This window comes from Stappia sp. MMSF_3263, assembly GCF_030733745.1.
GTDB lineage: Bacteria > Pseudomonadota > Alphaproteobacteria > Rhizobiales > Stappiaceae > Stappia.
In genome coordinates this window covers 112,273-127,078 of sequence record NZ_JASHIK010000008.1, presented here as the reverse complement: position 1 = coordinate 127,078, position 14,806 = coordinate 112,273, and the positions used below count along the sequence as shown (strand labels likewise).

Below are 14,806 nucleotides of genomic sequence, written 5' to 3'. Positions count from 1 at the left end.
CGGGAGAGTGCCGGGCGGCGGGGGCAATGACAAGCGTTCTCACGAGAGTGGCCGGGTTGGCGCGTACTGCTCCTGCAGGTAGGTCCAGTAGTTGCCAAGATGGTGCTGCCAGAAGAAGTCCTTGGGGTCGGCGGGATTGCCGCCCGGCGCCGCAAACAACGGGACCAGGGATCCGGCAGTGGTGAAATTCAACGAGAGCTGGATGCGCGAGAGCATGCCGTCGACCGCGCCGGCCACCGATGCTCCGTCGAGCCGCATGCCTGTCGGGAGGCCGGGAAGTGCGTTCGGCGACACAGTACCTTCACGGATCAGCTTCGTCTTGAGATCGTTTGCGACCTCAAGCGCACGAGCAACGGTTTGAAGGCGGGCGACCTCGACAGCCGGCTCCACGCTGGCACAAAGCGCGGCGATGCGCGGATCGACGAGAGGGGGCCGTGTGCCGTCATATTCACGCAGCGGGTTGGGCGTATCGAGATCACCGGGGCCCTGGAGCGTGAACGGAACCTGCGGCACCCAGCCTTGCGTGCTGACGATCGTCCAGCCGAGCCCCCTGACGCCGGCAATGAAGTCGTAGTCGTATCCGTAGTGATCGTTGCCGGGTTTGGCGGGAGCGTAGACATAGGTCTTGCAGGGCAGCCCGGACAGTCCGGAAAAGATGCCCGAGGCGTGCCGGATGAAGGACGTCAGCAGCGTTGCGATGGAAGCACCCTGGCTATGTCCGGTGACGAGGATTTCAGCCTGTGGATCGAGCGAGAGTTCGCTCAACGTGGCGAGAAGCGGGCGATCCGTTGTCAGCAGCATCAACAGCAGGCTGAGGCTGAAGCCCAGATGTGTGCCGGCGACAACCGCGCTGCCGGTCTCGTCGCGGGCAAGGTGAAAGGGAAAATCCAGTTCCACTCCACCGACTTTGATTGCGAGATCGAGCCGGGCGTCGATCAGGGGAAACAGCAGGTCGGCGAGGATGCTCGCCTCCGTGTCCACCGTGCCGCGTACGACGATCGCATATTGGCCGGGCTTGTTGTCGTTGCGCCAGACCTGCCAGAGATTGTCGAGCAGCGTGGGGGCGGACGGTGAAAGACTGTCGACCTTCGACCAGCCGAGCTTGTCGGGATCCGGTGTGGGGACGGGGATCGCAGGAACGCCGTAGATCGCCTGCGACAGGGCGATCATCGCGGTTGCCTCAGTGAAATCGAAACCCGGCTGGAGTGCCATGCTACCGGTTCCTTCTGCATACGTGGATGTTGCCACAGCATAGACCGGGGAACCGGGTTTATGGTTGTATATTTTAAGATTGCGTCTTATGCGGGATTTCTCACGTGCAGATGCAAACGTGTACATGAAAAAAGCCGCCACGCGAGTTGCGCGGCGGCTGAATGCGGGGCGGGATGTGAGCGAAGGCCTATTCGGCCTCGTCGGCGGATGCGGAGTTGAGCAGCGAGTAACGCTCCACACCGATCTTGTCGAGCAGGTCGAGTTGGGTCTCGAGGAAGTCGATATGGCCTTCCTCGTCGGCCAGAAGCTCCTCGAACAGCTTCATGGAGACGTAATCGCCTTCGTCGTGACAGATGTCGCGCGACTTGGAATAGGAGGCGCGGGCATCCTGCTCGCCGGCAAGATCGGATTCCAGGACTTCCTTGACGTCCTGGCCGATGCGCAGCGGAGCGACTTTCTGCAGGTTCGGATGACCCTCTAGGAACAGGATGCGCTCGATGATCTTGTCGGCGTGCTGCATCTCCTCGATGGACTCTGCCCGCTCCTTCTTGGCAAGCTTGGTGAGGCCCCAGTCGTCAAGCATGCGATAGTGCAGCCAGTACTGGTTGACGGCGCCGAGCTCCAGAAAGAGGGCCTCGTTCAGCCTTTCGATAACCTTGCTACTGCCTTTCATGCGATGCTCTCCTTTCGTGTTTCGCAGGCCACGCAGAGTGTGCGAGGGGGCCGCGCTTGGGTGTTAATTTAGAATCATTCCAATCGAGAGTGAAGGGGATACGCGAGAAAAGCGCATGCGGATCGACATTTTCCGGTGCATGAACAGGTCCGAGCGGGCAAAAGACTGTCCGGCGGCAGGGTTCGCGACGGGCCTCCCGATTGCGGCGCCTGGTGAACCGCTGGGCTTCGGATTGCGTTAAACGTAGCAGACGTCACGCAAGGAACCTCCCATGTCGCATGCGATCGCCTTCCTCGGCACAGCCATTGTCTTTTTCGCGCTCGACTATCTGTGGCTTGCCCGGATCGCCGGCCCCTTCTACCGCGAGCGACTCGGGACGCTGATGGCGGATGAGGTGAATTTCGCGGTCGCGGGTGCGTTCTATGCCGTCTATGTGGTCGGGATCGTGATCTTCGCGGTCGCTCCGGCATTGCGTTCAGGGCAGTGGCAAGACGCCCTTCTTTACGGATGCCTGTTCGGGTTCTTCGCCTACGCGACCTATGATTTCACCAATCTCGCGACCCTGCGGAACTGGCCGCTCGACGTGACCATAATCGACGTTGCCTGGGGAACCTTCGTGACGGGGGTCTCGGCAACATCCGCCTTTCTTGTTGCCCGCAGCTTCGCCTGACAGGTTGGCCGAGGGAGCAGACGCCTTCAAGCTGCCGTCACGACTTGCGTTTTCCGATCCTCCGCGTTCATTGTAGCGGCCATGAAGGGTGCCCGATGGTCAGCGGCGCCGGGATACGCAAAGCGGAGGAAACGGCATGGCGGGTGCGGGCGATGTGGCGCTGGTGACAGGAGCAACGGCGGGCGTGGGCAAGGCCTGCGCACTTGCCTTCCTGCGGGCGGGATACCGGACGGTTCTTGCCGGGCGGCGCGCGGCGCTTCTCGACAGTGCCATCGAAGAATCCGGTGCCGACCCGGCCAACGCGCTTGCCGTTGCCTGCGACGTCAGCGAGCCGACCGCGGTCGACGATCTGTTCGGCGCGATCCAGGACCGGTTCGGTCGGCTCGATGTGGTCTTCAACAATGCCGGCACGACGGTACTGGGTACGCCGGTAGGGGATCTGTCCTTTGAGGATTGGCGCAAGGTGATGTCGGTCAACCTAGACGGCGCATTCCTGATCGCGCGCGGCGCTTTTCGGGCGATGCGGGCGCAGGATCCGCAAGGGGGGCGGATCATCAACAACGGATCGATTTCGGCCTATGTACCGCGCCCCGGATCCGTCGCCTACACGGCGTCGAAGCATGCGATCACCGGGTTGACGCGGTCGATCTCGCTGGACGGTCGGGCTTGCAACATCGCCTGCGGCCAGATCGACATCGGCAATGCCGCCTCGGACATGACCGTGCGCATGAGCGAGGGCGTGCCGCAGCCGGACGGGACGGTGCGGGCGGAGCCCGTGATGCCGGTCGACAATGTCGCGGTGTCGGTCCTGCACATGGCCAGCCTGCCGCTGGAGGCCAATGTGCAGTTCATGACGGTGATGGCGACGACGATGCCCTATATCGGTCGCGGCTGACGCACGACCGGGGGCCCTATATCGGTCGCGGCTGACGCGCGACCGACGTCAGACGGTGAGGTGAGCGCGTACGGCGCTTTCCTCCAGTTCGTCGCGGGCTCCGGCCAGCACCACCTCGCCGCGATCCATCACGGCGAAACGGTCGGCGAGATCGCGGGCGAACTCGAAATATTGTTCGACCAGGATGATGGCCATCTCGCCGGTGTCGCGCAGAAACGAAATCGCCCGGCCGATATCCTTGATGATCGACGGCTGGATGCCTTCCGTCGGTTCGTCGAGAATGAGCAGGCGCGGTTTCATGACGATGGCCCGGCCGATGGCGAGTTGCTGCTGCTGCCCGCCGGACAGGTCGCCGCCGCGCCGCGACAGCATGTCCTTCAGCACGGGAAACAGCTCGAAGACCGTGTCCGGTACCCGGCGTTCGGTGCGGGGAAGGACGGAATAGCCGGTCTCGAGATTCTCGCGAACGCTGAGCAGGGGAAAGATATCGCGCCCCTGCGGCACCAGGGCTATGCCCTTGCGGGCCCGCTGGTAGGGCGTCAGGCGTGAAATGTCCTCGCCGTTCCAACGGATGGCGCCGCCGGTGATCGGCTGCTGTCCGGCAATCGCACGCAAGGTGGAGGTCTTGCCGACGCCGTTGCGGCCCATCACGCAGGTGACCTTGCCGGTTTCGGCAGTGAGTGAGACGCTCTTCAGGGCTTGGGCCGCGCCGTAGTGGAGGTCGATGGACTCAACGTTCAGCATGCAACCTCCATTTCGGGTTTGCTCGTCAGTTCAGCAGCTTGCGGTTCAGAGCCTGCAGCACCCGCTCCTGCTCCTCGTCCGGCCCGCCGCCAACGTCGCAGACAGCTCTGGCGATGCTGATCAACTGGTGCAGTTCGCCCTGGTCGAGACGGCTTCTCCAGAGTTTCTGGAAACGCTGGACCGGGTCGTCGGCATTGATGACGTTCTGTGCGATCCAGTCGCAGAAGATCAGCATCTCCTCCATGTCGCCGGTCGGGACGATCCCCTGCATCCCCTCGCGGATGACGGCCTTCGCCTCGTCCTTGTGGGCGGGCTTTTCCTTCGCCAGGCAGAAGTAGAAGGTCACCGCGGCGATCACCGGGTCCTCGATGGACGCCAGGGGGGCATCCTCGACCTTCCGGCGGAACTGCTTGCGCTTGTAGGCTCCGCGCATCCGCTCCACGGAATCGATCACCTCGCTTCCCGCTTCGCGGAGCATTTTCAAGCGCCAGTACCAGATCGCTGCGCCGACGACGATCGTCGCAAGAAGGGCCAAGAATGGCATCGTGTATCTCCTGTCGGTTTGCCTCGACGAAAGATACATAGATGGCAACAGCGGCCTTGTTCCAGAGCTGATTGCATGTTCCGTGGTTACCTCCCCAGATAGACATCGATCACCTTCTGGTCGGAGGACACATGGTCGAGCGAGCCTTCGGCGAGAACCGAACCCTCGTGCAGAACCGTCACCTTGACGCCAAGCGCGCGGACAAAGGTCATGTCGTGCTCGACGACGACAACGGAGTGGGTTTGCGCGATGTCGCGCAGGAGATCGGCGGTTGCCGCCGTTTCGGCGTCCGTCATGCCGGCCGCCGGCTCATCGATCAGCAGCAATTGCGGGTCCTGGGCGAGCAGCATGCCGATCTCCAGCCACTGCTTCTGTCCGTGGCTGAGGTCTCCGGCAAGGTCGTCGCGGCGCGAGGTCAGGCGCACCAGGTCGAGCAGGGCATCGATGCGGTCCTGCTCGGCCGGTTGCTGGCGGTGGAACAGGGTCGTGAACGGTCCGCGCGGCGCCTTCAGGGCGAGCGCGATGTTGTCCTCCACCGTATGGCTTTCGAAGACGGTGGGTTTCTGGAACTTGCGACCGATGCCGAAGCCGGCGATTTCCGCCTCGTCGTGACGTGTGAGGTCGATGTCCTTGTCGAACCGCAATGTGCCGGTATCGGGCCGGGTCTTGCCGGTGATGACGTCCATCATCGTCGTCTTGCCGGCCCCGTTCGGCCCGATGATCGCCCGCATCTCGTTGCGGCCGATAAGGAAGGAAAGATTGTTGAGCGCCTTGAACCCGTCGAAGGAGACGCTGACGCCGTCGAGATACAGAAGCGAGGAATGAATGGTCGGGGTTTGCGTGCTCATGCTGTTCACTCCGCCGCCTGGCCTTGCGCGGTGCCGTTATCCGGCACCTGGGACGAATTTCCGCGGTCCTCGTTCGATGGAGACTTGCGTGCGTTTCGGGCGGGAAGGCGGGACTTCAGCGTGTTGTAGAGACCGACGATGCCTCTCGGCAGGAACAACGTGACGGCGACGAAGAGGGCGCCGAGTGCGAAGAGCCAGATCTCGGGAAGGGCGGCGGTGAACCAGCTCTTGGCGAAATTGACCAGCACCGCGCCGATGACCGGCCCGACCAGTGTTCCGCGGCCGCCGACGGCGACCCAGATCACCGCCTCGATGGAATTGGCCGGGGCGAACTCGCCCGGGTTGATGATACCGACCTGGGGAACGTAGAGCGCTCCGGCAAGCCCGGCCATCATCGCCGAGACGGTCCAGACGAACAGCTTGTAATGCTCGACGCGGTAGCCGAGGAAGCGGGTACGGCTTTCCGCGTCACGCAGTGCGATCAGCACCTTGCCGAGTTTCGAGCCGGTTATGGCGATGGCCAGGACGAGACCGGCCGCGAGCGCCAGGGCGGACGCCGAAAAGAGGCCGGCGCGCGTTGCGTCCGACTGCACGGGAAAACCGAGAATATCCTTGAAGTCGGTCAATCCGTTGTTGCCGCCGAAGCCCATGTCGTTGCGGAAGAAGGCAAGCAGCAGGGCGTAGGTCATCGCCTGGGTGATGATCGACAGGTAGACGCCTGTCACCCGCGAGCGGAAGGCGAACCAGCCGAAGACGAAGGCAAGCAGTCCCGGTACGGCCAGCGCCATCAGCATTGCAAAGGGGAAGGCGTCGAAACCGGTCCAATACCAGGGCAGCTCCTGCCAGTTGAGAAAAACCATGAAGTCCGGCAGCAGCGGATCGCCATAGACGCCCCGGCTGCCGATCTGTCGCATCAGGTACATGCCCATGGCATAACCCCCGAGCGCGAAGAAGGCAGCGTGCCCCAGCGAGAGGATGCCGCAATAGCCCCAGACGAGATCGAGGGCCAGTGCCAGCAGGGCATAGGTGAGATACTTGCCCATCAGCGTGACTGCATAGGTCGGCACGTGCAGCGGGTGGCCCGCTGGCAGGAGCAGATTGAGGATCGGCACAAGGGCTGCGGCCGCAACCAGTGCCAGGAGCAGCACGAGGCGACCGCCGCTCAGTCCGCCGGAGAGGTGTCGCGAGATCATGGGCGGGGGCTCCGGCTTCGGTTGACATGCATGGGCCTCATGATTCCACCGCCCGGCCCTTTTGCGCGAACAGGCCGCGCGGGCGCTTCTGGATGAACAGGATGATGAAGACGAGGACCAGTATCTTCGCCAGCACCGCGCCGGCGAAGGGTTCCAGGAACTTGTTGGCGATGCCGAGTGTCATGGCGCCGAGCAAAGTGCCCCAGAGATTGCCGACGCCGCCGAAGACGACGACCATGAAACTGTCGATGATGTAGGACTGGCCGAGATTGGGAGAGACATTGTCGATCTGCGACAGCGCCACCCCGGCAATTCCCGCGATGCCGGATCCCAGGCCGAAGGTGAGCGCGTCGACCCATGGCGTGCGAATGCCCATGGATGCCGCCATCCGGCGGTTCTGGGTGACGGCCCGGACATTGAGGCCGAAGCGGGTGAACTTCATCGCGATCAGAAGGGTGGCGAAGACGACGAGCGCGAAGACGAGAATCCACAGCCGGTTGTAGGTGATCGTCAGCTGGCCGATCTCGAAGGCGCCGGACATGAAGGCCGGGTTGCCGACCTCCTGGTTGGTGGGGCCGAAGATCGAGCGCACCGCCTGCTGAAGGACCAGCGACACGCCCCAGGTGGCGAGCAGGGTTTCCAGTGGCCGGTTGTGCAGGAAGCGGATGATGCCGCGTTCGATACCGACCCCGACGAGGCCGGCGACGAGGAAGGCTGCCGGCAGGGCGACCAGCAGCGAATAGTCGAAGAACTCCGGCGCCAGCGTGCGGAACAGGTTCTGGATGACGAAGGTGGTATAGGCGCCCAGCATCACCATCTCGCCATGCGCCATGTTGATGACACCCATCACGCCGAAGGTGATGGCAAGACCGATGGCGGCGAGAAGCAGGACGGAACCCAGCGACAGGCCGAACCAGATGTTGCGGGCCGTGTCCCAGGCCGCCTGCAGCTTCTGGATCCGGGCAGTCGCGGCACTCGCCGCTTCGTGCAGCTCGGCCTGCGCGCCGTTCGTGACGGCGGTGAGTAGCGACAGCGCGTCACGGTCGCCGCGCTCGGCCAGTGTGTCGATGGCGGCGATCTTTTCCTCGGTCGGACTGTCGGAGGCGAGCACGGCGGCGGCGCGTGCCTCGCGCATCAGCCTGGCGACAGACGTGTCTGTCTCCGCGGCAATGGCGGCGTCGAGCGCGGGAACGGCGTCGGCGTCACGAGCCTTGAAGATGGCTTCGGCCGCCTGCCGGCGGGTGGTCGCATCGGCGGCGCGCAGGGTCAGCCCGCCGAGCGCTGCGCGGATCGTCCGGCGCAATCGGTTGTTGACGCGGATCTTGTCGAGGGCTCCGCCGGACTGCGTCCCAAGGTTCTCCCCGGTGAGCGGATCGGTGAGTGCATAGGCGCCGCCGGCGCGTTTGCCGATAACGACCAGCGCGTCGGACTTGCGAACATAGAGATCCCCCTCGGAGAGGGCTTCAAGCGCCATGACGACCGCCGGATTTCCTGTCTCGGCGAGCCTGCCGATCTGCTTCTCCGTGTCGCTGAAGGAGCCCTTGCCCAGCGCGTTGACCAGTTCGCGAGTGGCCGGATCGGCGGCCTGGGAGAAAGCCGGGCCGGCGGGTGCGACGAGGGCTGCGAGAAGAAGGAAGAGAACTGCGGACCACGCGGCGGCGACCCGGGGGACGTGTTGCGTGAGCCTGGATCGCGCGGGCGATCTCCGGAAACGAGGGGGGATCAGCATCATGAGGATTGAACCTGTCACGGAGCCTGTCCGGGCATGGACGGGGGAGGCGAGGGCAAGGAGGAGGCGGATCTGTCGCCCGCCTCCCTCCCCTCTGGATGCGACAGGTCGGCCTAGCTGCCGGAACCGCCGCACTTGCCCGTGACGGTGTTGAAGTTGCCGCAGGAGAGCGGCTTGCGCCAATCGGCGATCAGGTCCTTCGAGCCGTCGAGATAGTCGGACCATGCGTCGCCGACGACGAGGCCGGACGTTTCCCAGACGGTCTCGAACTGACCGTCGTCCTGGATCTCGCCGATCAGCACCGGCTTGGTGATGTGGTGGTTCGGCATCATCGCGGAGTAACCGCCGGTGAGGTTCGGCACGGAAACGCCGACGATCGCGTCGATGACCGCATCCGGATCCGTGCTGCCGGCCTTCTCCACCGCCTTCACCCACATGTTGAAGCCGATGTAGTGGGCTTCCATCGGATCGTTGGTGACGCGCTTGTCGTCGCCGATATAGGCCTTCCAGGCGGAGATGAATTCGGCATTGGCCGGCGTGTCGACGGACTGGAAGTAGTTCCAGGCGGCGAGGTGGCCGACCAGCGGGCCCGTGTCCAGGCCGGCAAGCTCTTCCTCGCCGACCGAGAAGGCGACGACCGGGATGTCCTCGGCCTTGATGCCGGCATTGCCCAGCTCCTTGTAGAAGGGAACATTGGCATCGCCGTTGATGGTGGATACGACGGCGGTCTTCTTGCCGGCAGAGCCGAAGGCCTTGATGTCGGAGACGATCGTCTGCCAGTCGGAATGCCCGAACGGCGTGTAGTTGATCATGATGTCTTCCTCGGCCACACCCTTCGACTTCAGGTAGGCTTCGAGGATCTTGTTGGTCGTGCGCGGATAGACATAGTCGGTGCCGGCCAGAACCCAGCGCTCGACGCCTTCCTCGTTCATCAGGTAATCGACGGCGGGAACCGCCTGCTGGTTGGGGGCGGCGCCCGTGTAGAAGACGTTGCGCTGGCTCTCCTCGCCCTCATACTGGACCGGGTAGAAAAGCAGCGAGTTGAGCTCCTCGAAAACCGGCAGCACGGACTTGCGCGACACGGAGGTCCAGCAGCCGAACACGGCCGAGACGCCGTTGACCTGAACCAGTTCGCGGGCCTTTTCGGCGAAGAGCGGCCAGTCGGAAGCCGGATCGACGACGACCGCCTCGAGCTTCTTGCCGAGCAGGCCGCCCTTCTTGTTCTGCTCCTCGATGAGCATCAGCATGGCGTCCTTCAGCGTCGTCTCCGAAATGGCCATGGTGCCGGAGAGCGAGTGCAGGATGCCGACCTTGATGGTTTCCTCCTGGGCGAAGGCACCGGTGAAGGCGGTCGAGGCCATGAGCGCGCCGAGCGCGAGTGCGGCGATTGAACCTGAACGATGGTTTTTCATTTGTTTCCCCTCTGTCGCGTCTCCCTGGGAGGAAGAGCCGCGACACAGAGGATCAAGATGCGTGCCAACTCGCCCGCAGATGTTACCGAAACCTTAACAGGCTGGATTCGCTTCGCTTTGCCGGCAGGATCGCCGGCAGGGGACCCCAGCCCGGCAAAAAGGCTGGCTCAGGGGATGTCTGCACAATTGTGCAGTGCAATGAAAAAGTGCACAATTTTTCGGCATGCCTGCCGCAGCGGCAGATTGCGCTACTTTGCCTCGACGATCCCGTCCGCCTCCAGCCCTGCGATCTCGTCGTCGGACAGGCCAAGGACGTTGGCCAGCACGCTTCGCGTGTGCTCGCCGAGCACGGGCGGGGCGATCCTGTCGTTGACCGGCGTCTTGGAAAACCGCAAGGGGCTGGCGACGCCCGGTACCGTGCCGCCGCTGCCATGCGGCAGGGCCGGGTTCATCAGCCCGCGGGCCTTGGCCTGCGGTTCCTCGAATACTTCGGCTATGGTGTTGATCGGGCCGCAGGGCACGGCAGCGGCCTCGAGTGCCTCGATCCACTCGCGGGTGGTGCGGGTGGCGATGATCTCGGCGACCATCGGCGCCAGGATCTCCCGGTGGGCGACCCGGTCGCGGTTGACGGCAAAGCGCGGGTCGGCCGCAAGCTCCGGCCGGCCGGCGACCTCGCAGAAGCGGACGAACTGGCCGTCATTGCCGACGGCGAGGATCAGGTGGCCGTCGGAGCTGGCGAAGACCTCGTAAGGCACGATGGCCGTGTGGGCGTTGCCCATGCGCACGGGCGAGTTTCCGGAGACGAGGTAGCTCAGCGCCTGGTTGGCCAGAGAGGCGACCTGCACGTCGAACAGGGCGATGTCGAGATGCTGGCCCTCGCCGCTGCGCTCGCGATGGGCGAGGGCACCAAGAATGGCGATGGTGGCGTTCAGCCCGGTCAGGATGTCGGCGAGCGCCACGCCCGCCTTCTGCGGTCCGCCGCCCGGCAGCGCGTCGCGCTCGCCGGTCACCGACATCAGCCCGCCCATGCCCTGGATCATGAAATCGTATCCGGCGCGCTGGGCATAAGGTCCGGTCTGGCCGAAGCCGGTGATCGAGCAGTAGATCAGGCCCGGATTGACGGCGGCGAGGCTGTCATAGTCTAGGCCGTATTTCTTCAGGCCGCCGACCTTGTAGTTCTCGACCAGAATGTCGGACTTCTTCGCCAGCTCGACGATCAGCGCGCGGCCCTTCTCGCTGGCGATATCGACGGCGAGCGACTTCTTGCCCCTGTTGGCGGCCATGAAATAGGCGCTCTCGCCGGCCGCCGCCCCGTCCGCGACGAAGGGCGGGCCCCAGCCGCGCGTGTCGTCGCCGCTGCCGGGTCGCTCGATCTTGATGACATCGGCGCCCATGTCGGCCAGTACCTGGGTCGACCAGGGGCCGGCCAGGACGCGGGAGAGATCGAGCACGCGCAGATGCGACAGCGGGGCGGTCATGATCGGGAAACGCCTTCTTTCCTGAACAAAGGAGGGGCAAGCTTCCCCCGGTCATAGCCCCGGCATCGCCATGCGTCCAATGACTTGGCGTGAGAACATCATTCCGGAGCGTGGGGAGCGGTCGAAACCTCCCTTCATTGCCGTGCCGCTTTTCATCGCCCTTGCTGGCCGGTACCAATGGGCGGAGAGATGAAGGGCAGGTCCCAGGACAGGTCCAGGACAGGTTCAAGGGAAGGAAAGCCATGAGCTTCAACGCGCTGGTCGTCGACAAGGACGAGGCGGGGGTCGTGTCGGCCAAGGTCGAGGCGATCACGGAAGACCGTCTGCCTGAGGGCGACGTCACCGTGGCGGTCGAGTATTCGACGCTGAATTACAAGGACGGGCTGTGCCTTGGTTCCGGCGGCGGGCTCGTGCGCGCCTGGCCGCATGTGCCGGGCATCGATTTTGCCGGCACGGTCGAGACCTCCTCCGATCCGCGCTATGCGCCCGGCGACAAGGTGGTGCTGACCGGCTGGCGCGTCGGTGAGGTGCGCTGGGGTGGCTATGCGCAAAAGGCGCGGGTGATGGCCGACTGGCTGGTGCCCTTGCCGCAGGGCCTCAGCACCCGCGATGCCATGGCGGTCGGCACGGCCGGCTTCACCGCCATGCTGGCGGTGATGGCGCTGGAGGATCACGGGCTGAAGGTCGGCAATGGCCCGGTTCTGGTCACGGGGGCTGCCGGCGGCGTCGGTTCTGTCGCGACCGCGATCCTTGCGAAACTCGGCCACGAGGTCGCGGCGGTGACCGGCCGGCCGGAGACGGAAGCCTATCTCAAGAGGCTGGGCGCCTCGCGTATCGTTGCGCGCGAGGAGATCGCGGAAACGGTCAAGCGGCCGCTGGAGAGCGAGACCTGGGCGGGCTGCGTCGATGCGGTCGGCGGGGCGATGCTGGCGCGGGTGCTCGGGCAGATGAAATACGGCGCCTCGGTCGCGGCTGTAGGTCTTGCAGGCGGGGCGGGCCTGCCGGCGACCGTGGTTCCTTTCCTGCTGCGCGCGGTCAACCTGCTCGGCATCGATTCCGTCATGCGCCCGTATGAGGACCGGGTGCGGGCCTGGTCGCGGATCGCGTCGGACCTGCCGATGGACGCGCTTAACGGGATGGTGGTGCCGGCGCGCCTTGCCGACCTGCCGGAGCTAGGCCGGGCGATCCTTGCCGGCGAGGTGCGCGGGCGCGTCGTCGTCGACGTCAACGCCTGAACAAGGGCAGCGATGCAAATTTGAACCCGGGCGCGATTGTGCCCGGGCCGGTGCGGGCGCCAGCCTTGCCCGCGATCCCGCAGGCCGCCCGGTCGCGGGTCGGCTCCGGAACACCGCCGTTCGGCTTGTCTAGAGTTCCTCGTAATAGATACCCTTTTGCGCAAGCCGCCACTGCTTCAACTGCTTCTCGCTGCTCTTGCGCATTCGCTCCATGTTCTCTTCATGCAGCTTGCGCGAATGAGCGTCGAGATCTTCGCGGATTTCCCGATGGAATTTCTCGGTCTCCGCCCTTTCTGCTTCAATCTGCTTTTTGGTCTTTCCCCAGTTTGCGAAACTCATTTTCGGGTCCCCTCGTCACATGCGAATTCCCCTAAAGGTTGCAGTGTACCATCCTGCCATCGCGATTTGAAGTTCTCCGTCCGCCGCGGCCGTCTTCCCTTTCACACGGGGCTTCGTTACCAATGAGCCGCCTCAGGGATGAGGTGCCGGGACGTTTGGGGTCGCCCGGGGGGACAGAAGGGGACAGGGTGCCAATGGACGCGAACACCGGAGCGCCCGGCAGTCACGCCGCAACGGCAGGCGCATCGAAATTCACACGGCTTCGGCGGTTGCTGGCCCGTCCGGAACTTGCCTTCCTGATGGAGGCGCATAGCGGGCTTTCCGCCAAGATCGTGGAAGAGGCCGGCTTCGAGGGCATCTGGGCGTCGGGCTTGTCGATGTCCGCGTCGCTGGGCGTGCGCGACAACAACGAGCTGTCCTGGACGCAGGTGCTCGACATGCTCGAATACATGTCGGACGCCTCCAGTCTGCCGATCCTGGTCGATGGCGACACGGGCTATGGCAATTTCAACAATTTCCGCCGCTTCGTCGGCAAGCTGTGCGCGCGGGGCATCGCAGGCGTCTGCATCGAGGACAAGATCTTTCCGAAGACGAACTCGTTCCTGGGAGAGAACCAGCCGCTGGCCGACATCGAGGAGTTCTGCGGCAAGATCAAGGCCGGCAAGGACACGCAGAGTCATCCCGACTTCCAGGTGGTGGCCCGCGTCGAGGCGCTGATCGCGGGACGCGGCGTGGATGAAGCGCTGCGGCGCGCGCATGCCTATGCCGATGCGGGTGCAGATGCGATCGTCATTCACTCGAAGAAGAGTTCGGCTGACGAGATCCTCGATTTCTGCCGGCAATGGGAGAACCGCGTGCCGGTGGTTCTGATCCCGACCAAGTACTACCGTACGCCGACCGAGCGGTTGCGCGAGGCCGGAGCCTCGATGATCATCTGGGCCAATCACAATCTGCGCAGTTCGATCAAGGCGATGCGGGAGACCTGTGCGACCCTGCGGGCGCAGGAAACGCTGCTCGAGGTGGAAAGCGATGTCGCCCCGCTCGGCGACGTCTTCTCGCTTGCAGGTGCCCAGGAACTGGAGCAAGCGGAAAAGCGCTACCTGGCGGCGTCCAGTCCGGCGCGGGCCGTCATTCTCGCCGCGACGCGCGGCGAGGAGCTTGGCGCACTGACGGCAGAACGACCGAAATGCATGCTGCCGGTGCGCGGCAAGTCGTTGCTCGGCCGGCAGGTCGACGCGTTGAAGCGTCACGGGGTGGAGGAGATTCGCGTTGTGGTCGGTTATCGCGGCGATGCGGTGGCCGTTGCCGGTATCTCCAAGATCGACAATCCCGATCACCAGACGACCGGCGAGGCGCGTTCTCTGGCGCTCGGTCTCGGCTCGGAAGCCGCCGGCACGATCGTGTCCTATGGCGATATTCTCTACCGGCCGTTTTTCCTCGCGTTGATGGAGGATCGGCAGGAAGACATCGTCCTGCTGGTCGACCCGCGTGCCGAGGGGACGCGTAGCGGTCGCGATTCCGTCGCATGCACCGCACCGTTTACCGACGATCCGGGTCTCGAGGGCGACGCGCCGCGCCTGAGCGGTTTTGTGACCGGCGAAGGAGACGGTGAATGGGTCGGCCTGTTGAGAGCCAGTGTGGCGGGCACGGCGCGGCTTCAGGAGACACTCCGACGGATGGAGGCTAGCGGTGAACTGGATGAGGCGGATCTCGGCCGCGTGCTGACGGTGATGGCGGGTGAGGGAGAGGCGATCGGCGTTGTCTATGTGCGCGGTTTCTGGCGCAACGTGAACGACCTGATGGACCTCGCCCAGGCGCGGGACGCGGTGTAACC

At 64.4% G+C, this 14,806-nt stretch carries 14 protein-coding genes; 4 read left to right on the top strand and 10 right to left on the bottom strand.

All coding sequences use genetic code 11. From position 1 onward, the window contains the following. Positions 1-39: 39 nt before the first annotated feature. Positions 40-1,212, bottom strand: a complete 1,173-nt coding sequence (locus tag RBB46_RS11085; protein WP_306029041.1) for a hypothetical protein — start codon at positions 1,210-1,212, stop codon at positions 40-42. Between the two features lie 187 nt (positions 1,213-1,399). Continuing rightward, complete coding sequence (gene bfr / locus RBB46_RS11080) at positions 1,400-1,885, bottom strand: bacterioferritin (protein WP_306029040.1); 486 nt, start codon at positions 1,883-1,885, stop codon at positions 1,400-1,402. A gap of 271 nt (positions 1,886-2,156) precedes the next feature. Here bfr and RBB46_RS11075 point away from each other — a divergent pair, with 271 nt between their 5' ends. Together RBB46_RS11075 and RBB46_RS11070 are read left to right on the top strand one after the other, a co-directional pair. Further along, on the top strand, positions 2,157-2,555 hold the full coding sequence (locus tag RBB46_RS11075; protein WP_306029039.1) for a DUF2177 family protein: 399 nt from the start codon (positions 2,157-2,159) through the stop codon (positions 2,553-2,555). Between the two features lie 136 nt (positions 2,556-2,691). Beyond that, complete coding sequence (locus tag RBB46_RS11070; RefSeq protein ID WP_306029038.1) at positions 2,692-3,450, top strand: SDR family oxidoreductase; 759 nt, start codon at positions 2,692-2,694, stop codon at positions 3,448-3,450. A gap of 48 nt (positions 3,451-3,498) precedes the next feature. On the opposite strand, the gene urtE is transcribed toward RBB46_RS11070, so the two are convergent. From urtE to RBB46_RS11035, 7 genes are all read right to left on the bottom strand, one after another. After that, the gene (urtE, locus tag RBB46_RS11065; protein WP_306029037.1) at positions 3,499-4,194 is read right to left on the bottom strand and encodes an urea ABC transporter ATP-binding subunit UrtE; all 696 of its coding nucleotides are present in this window, start codon (positions 4,192-4,194) and stop codon (positions 3,499-3,501) included. 25 nt (positions 4,195-4,219) lie between these two features. Beyond that, positions 4,220-4,738: a hypothetical protein gene (locus RBB46_RS11060; RefSeq protein WP_306029036.1), complete on the bottom strand. Its 519-nt coding sequence runs from the start codon at positions 4,736-4,738 to the stop codon at positions 4,220-4,222. 86 nt (positions 4,739-4,824) lie between these two features. Beyond that, positions 4,825-5,586: an urea ABC transporter ATP-binding protein UrtD gene (gene urtD, locus RBB46_RS11055; protein ID WP_306029035.1), complete on the bottom strand. Its 762-nt coding sequence runs from the start codon at positions 5,584-5,586 to the stop codon at positions 4,825-4,827. Positions 5,587-5,591: 5 nt separating this feature from the next. After that, positions 5,592-6,779 (bottom strand): urea ABC transporter permease subunit UrtC, encoded by a 1,188-nt coding sequence (gene urtC / locus RBB46_RS11050; protein ID WP_306029034.1) that lies wholly within the window; start codon positions 6,777-6,779, stop codon positions 5,592-5,594. A gap of 37 nt (positions 6,780-6,816) precedes the next feature. After that, positions 6,817-8,529: an urea ABC transporter permease subunit UrtB gene (urtB, locus tag RBB46_RS11045; RefSeq protein ID WP_306029033.1), complete on the bottom strand. Its 1,713-nt coding sequence runs from the start codon at positions 8,527-8,529 to the stop codon at positions 6,817-6,819. A 92-nt stretch (positions 8,530-8,621) separates the two neighbouring features. Next, positions 8,622-9,920 (bottom strand): urea ABC transporter substrate-binding protein, encoded by a 1,299-nt coding sequence (urtA, locus tag RBB46_RS11040; RefSeq protein WP_306029032.1) that lies wholly within the window; start codon positions 9,918-9,920, stop codon positions 8,622-8,624. 248 nt (positions 9,921-10,168) lie between these two features. Continuing rightward, positions 10,169-11,398, bottom strand: coding sequence for a CaiB/BaiF CoA-transferase family protein (locus RBB46_RS11035; protein WP_306029031.1), 1,230 nt, complete (start codon positions 11,396-11,398; stop codon positions 10,169-10,171). 242 nt (positions 11,399-11,640) lie between these two features. On the opposite strand from RBB46_RS11035, the gene RBB46_RS11030 reads away from it, so the two are divergent. Continuing rightward, entirely contained in the window at positions 11,641-12,633 is a 993-nt protein-coding gene (locus tag RBB46_RS11030) for an MDR family oxidoreductase (protein ID WP_306029030.1), read from the top strand. A gap of 129 nt (positions 12,634-12,762) precedes the next feature. Here RBB46_RS11030 and RBB46_RS11025 read toward each other — a convergent pair whose 3' ends face one another. Then, complete coding sequence (locus RBB46_RS11025; RefSeq protein ID WP_306029029.1) at positions 12,763-12,972, bottom strand: hypothetical protein; 210 nt, start codon at positions 12,970-12,972, stop codon at positions 12,763-12,765. A gap of 194 nt (positions 12,973-13,166) precedes the next feature. Between RBB46_RS11025 and aepX the strand changes: the two genes are divergently transcribed. Further along, a complete protein-coding gene (gene aepX, locus RBB46_RS11020; RefSeq protein ID WP_306029028.1) occupies positions 13,167-14,804 on the top strand; it encodes a phosphoenolpyruvate mutase in 1,638 nt (545 codons plus the stop codon). Positions 14,805-14,806 lie beyond the last annotated feature (2 nt).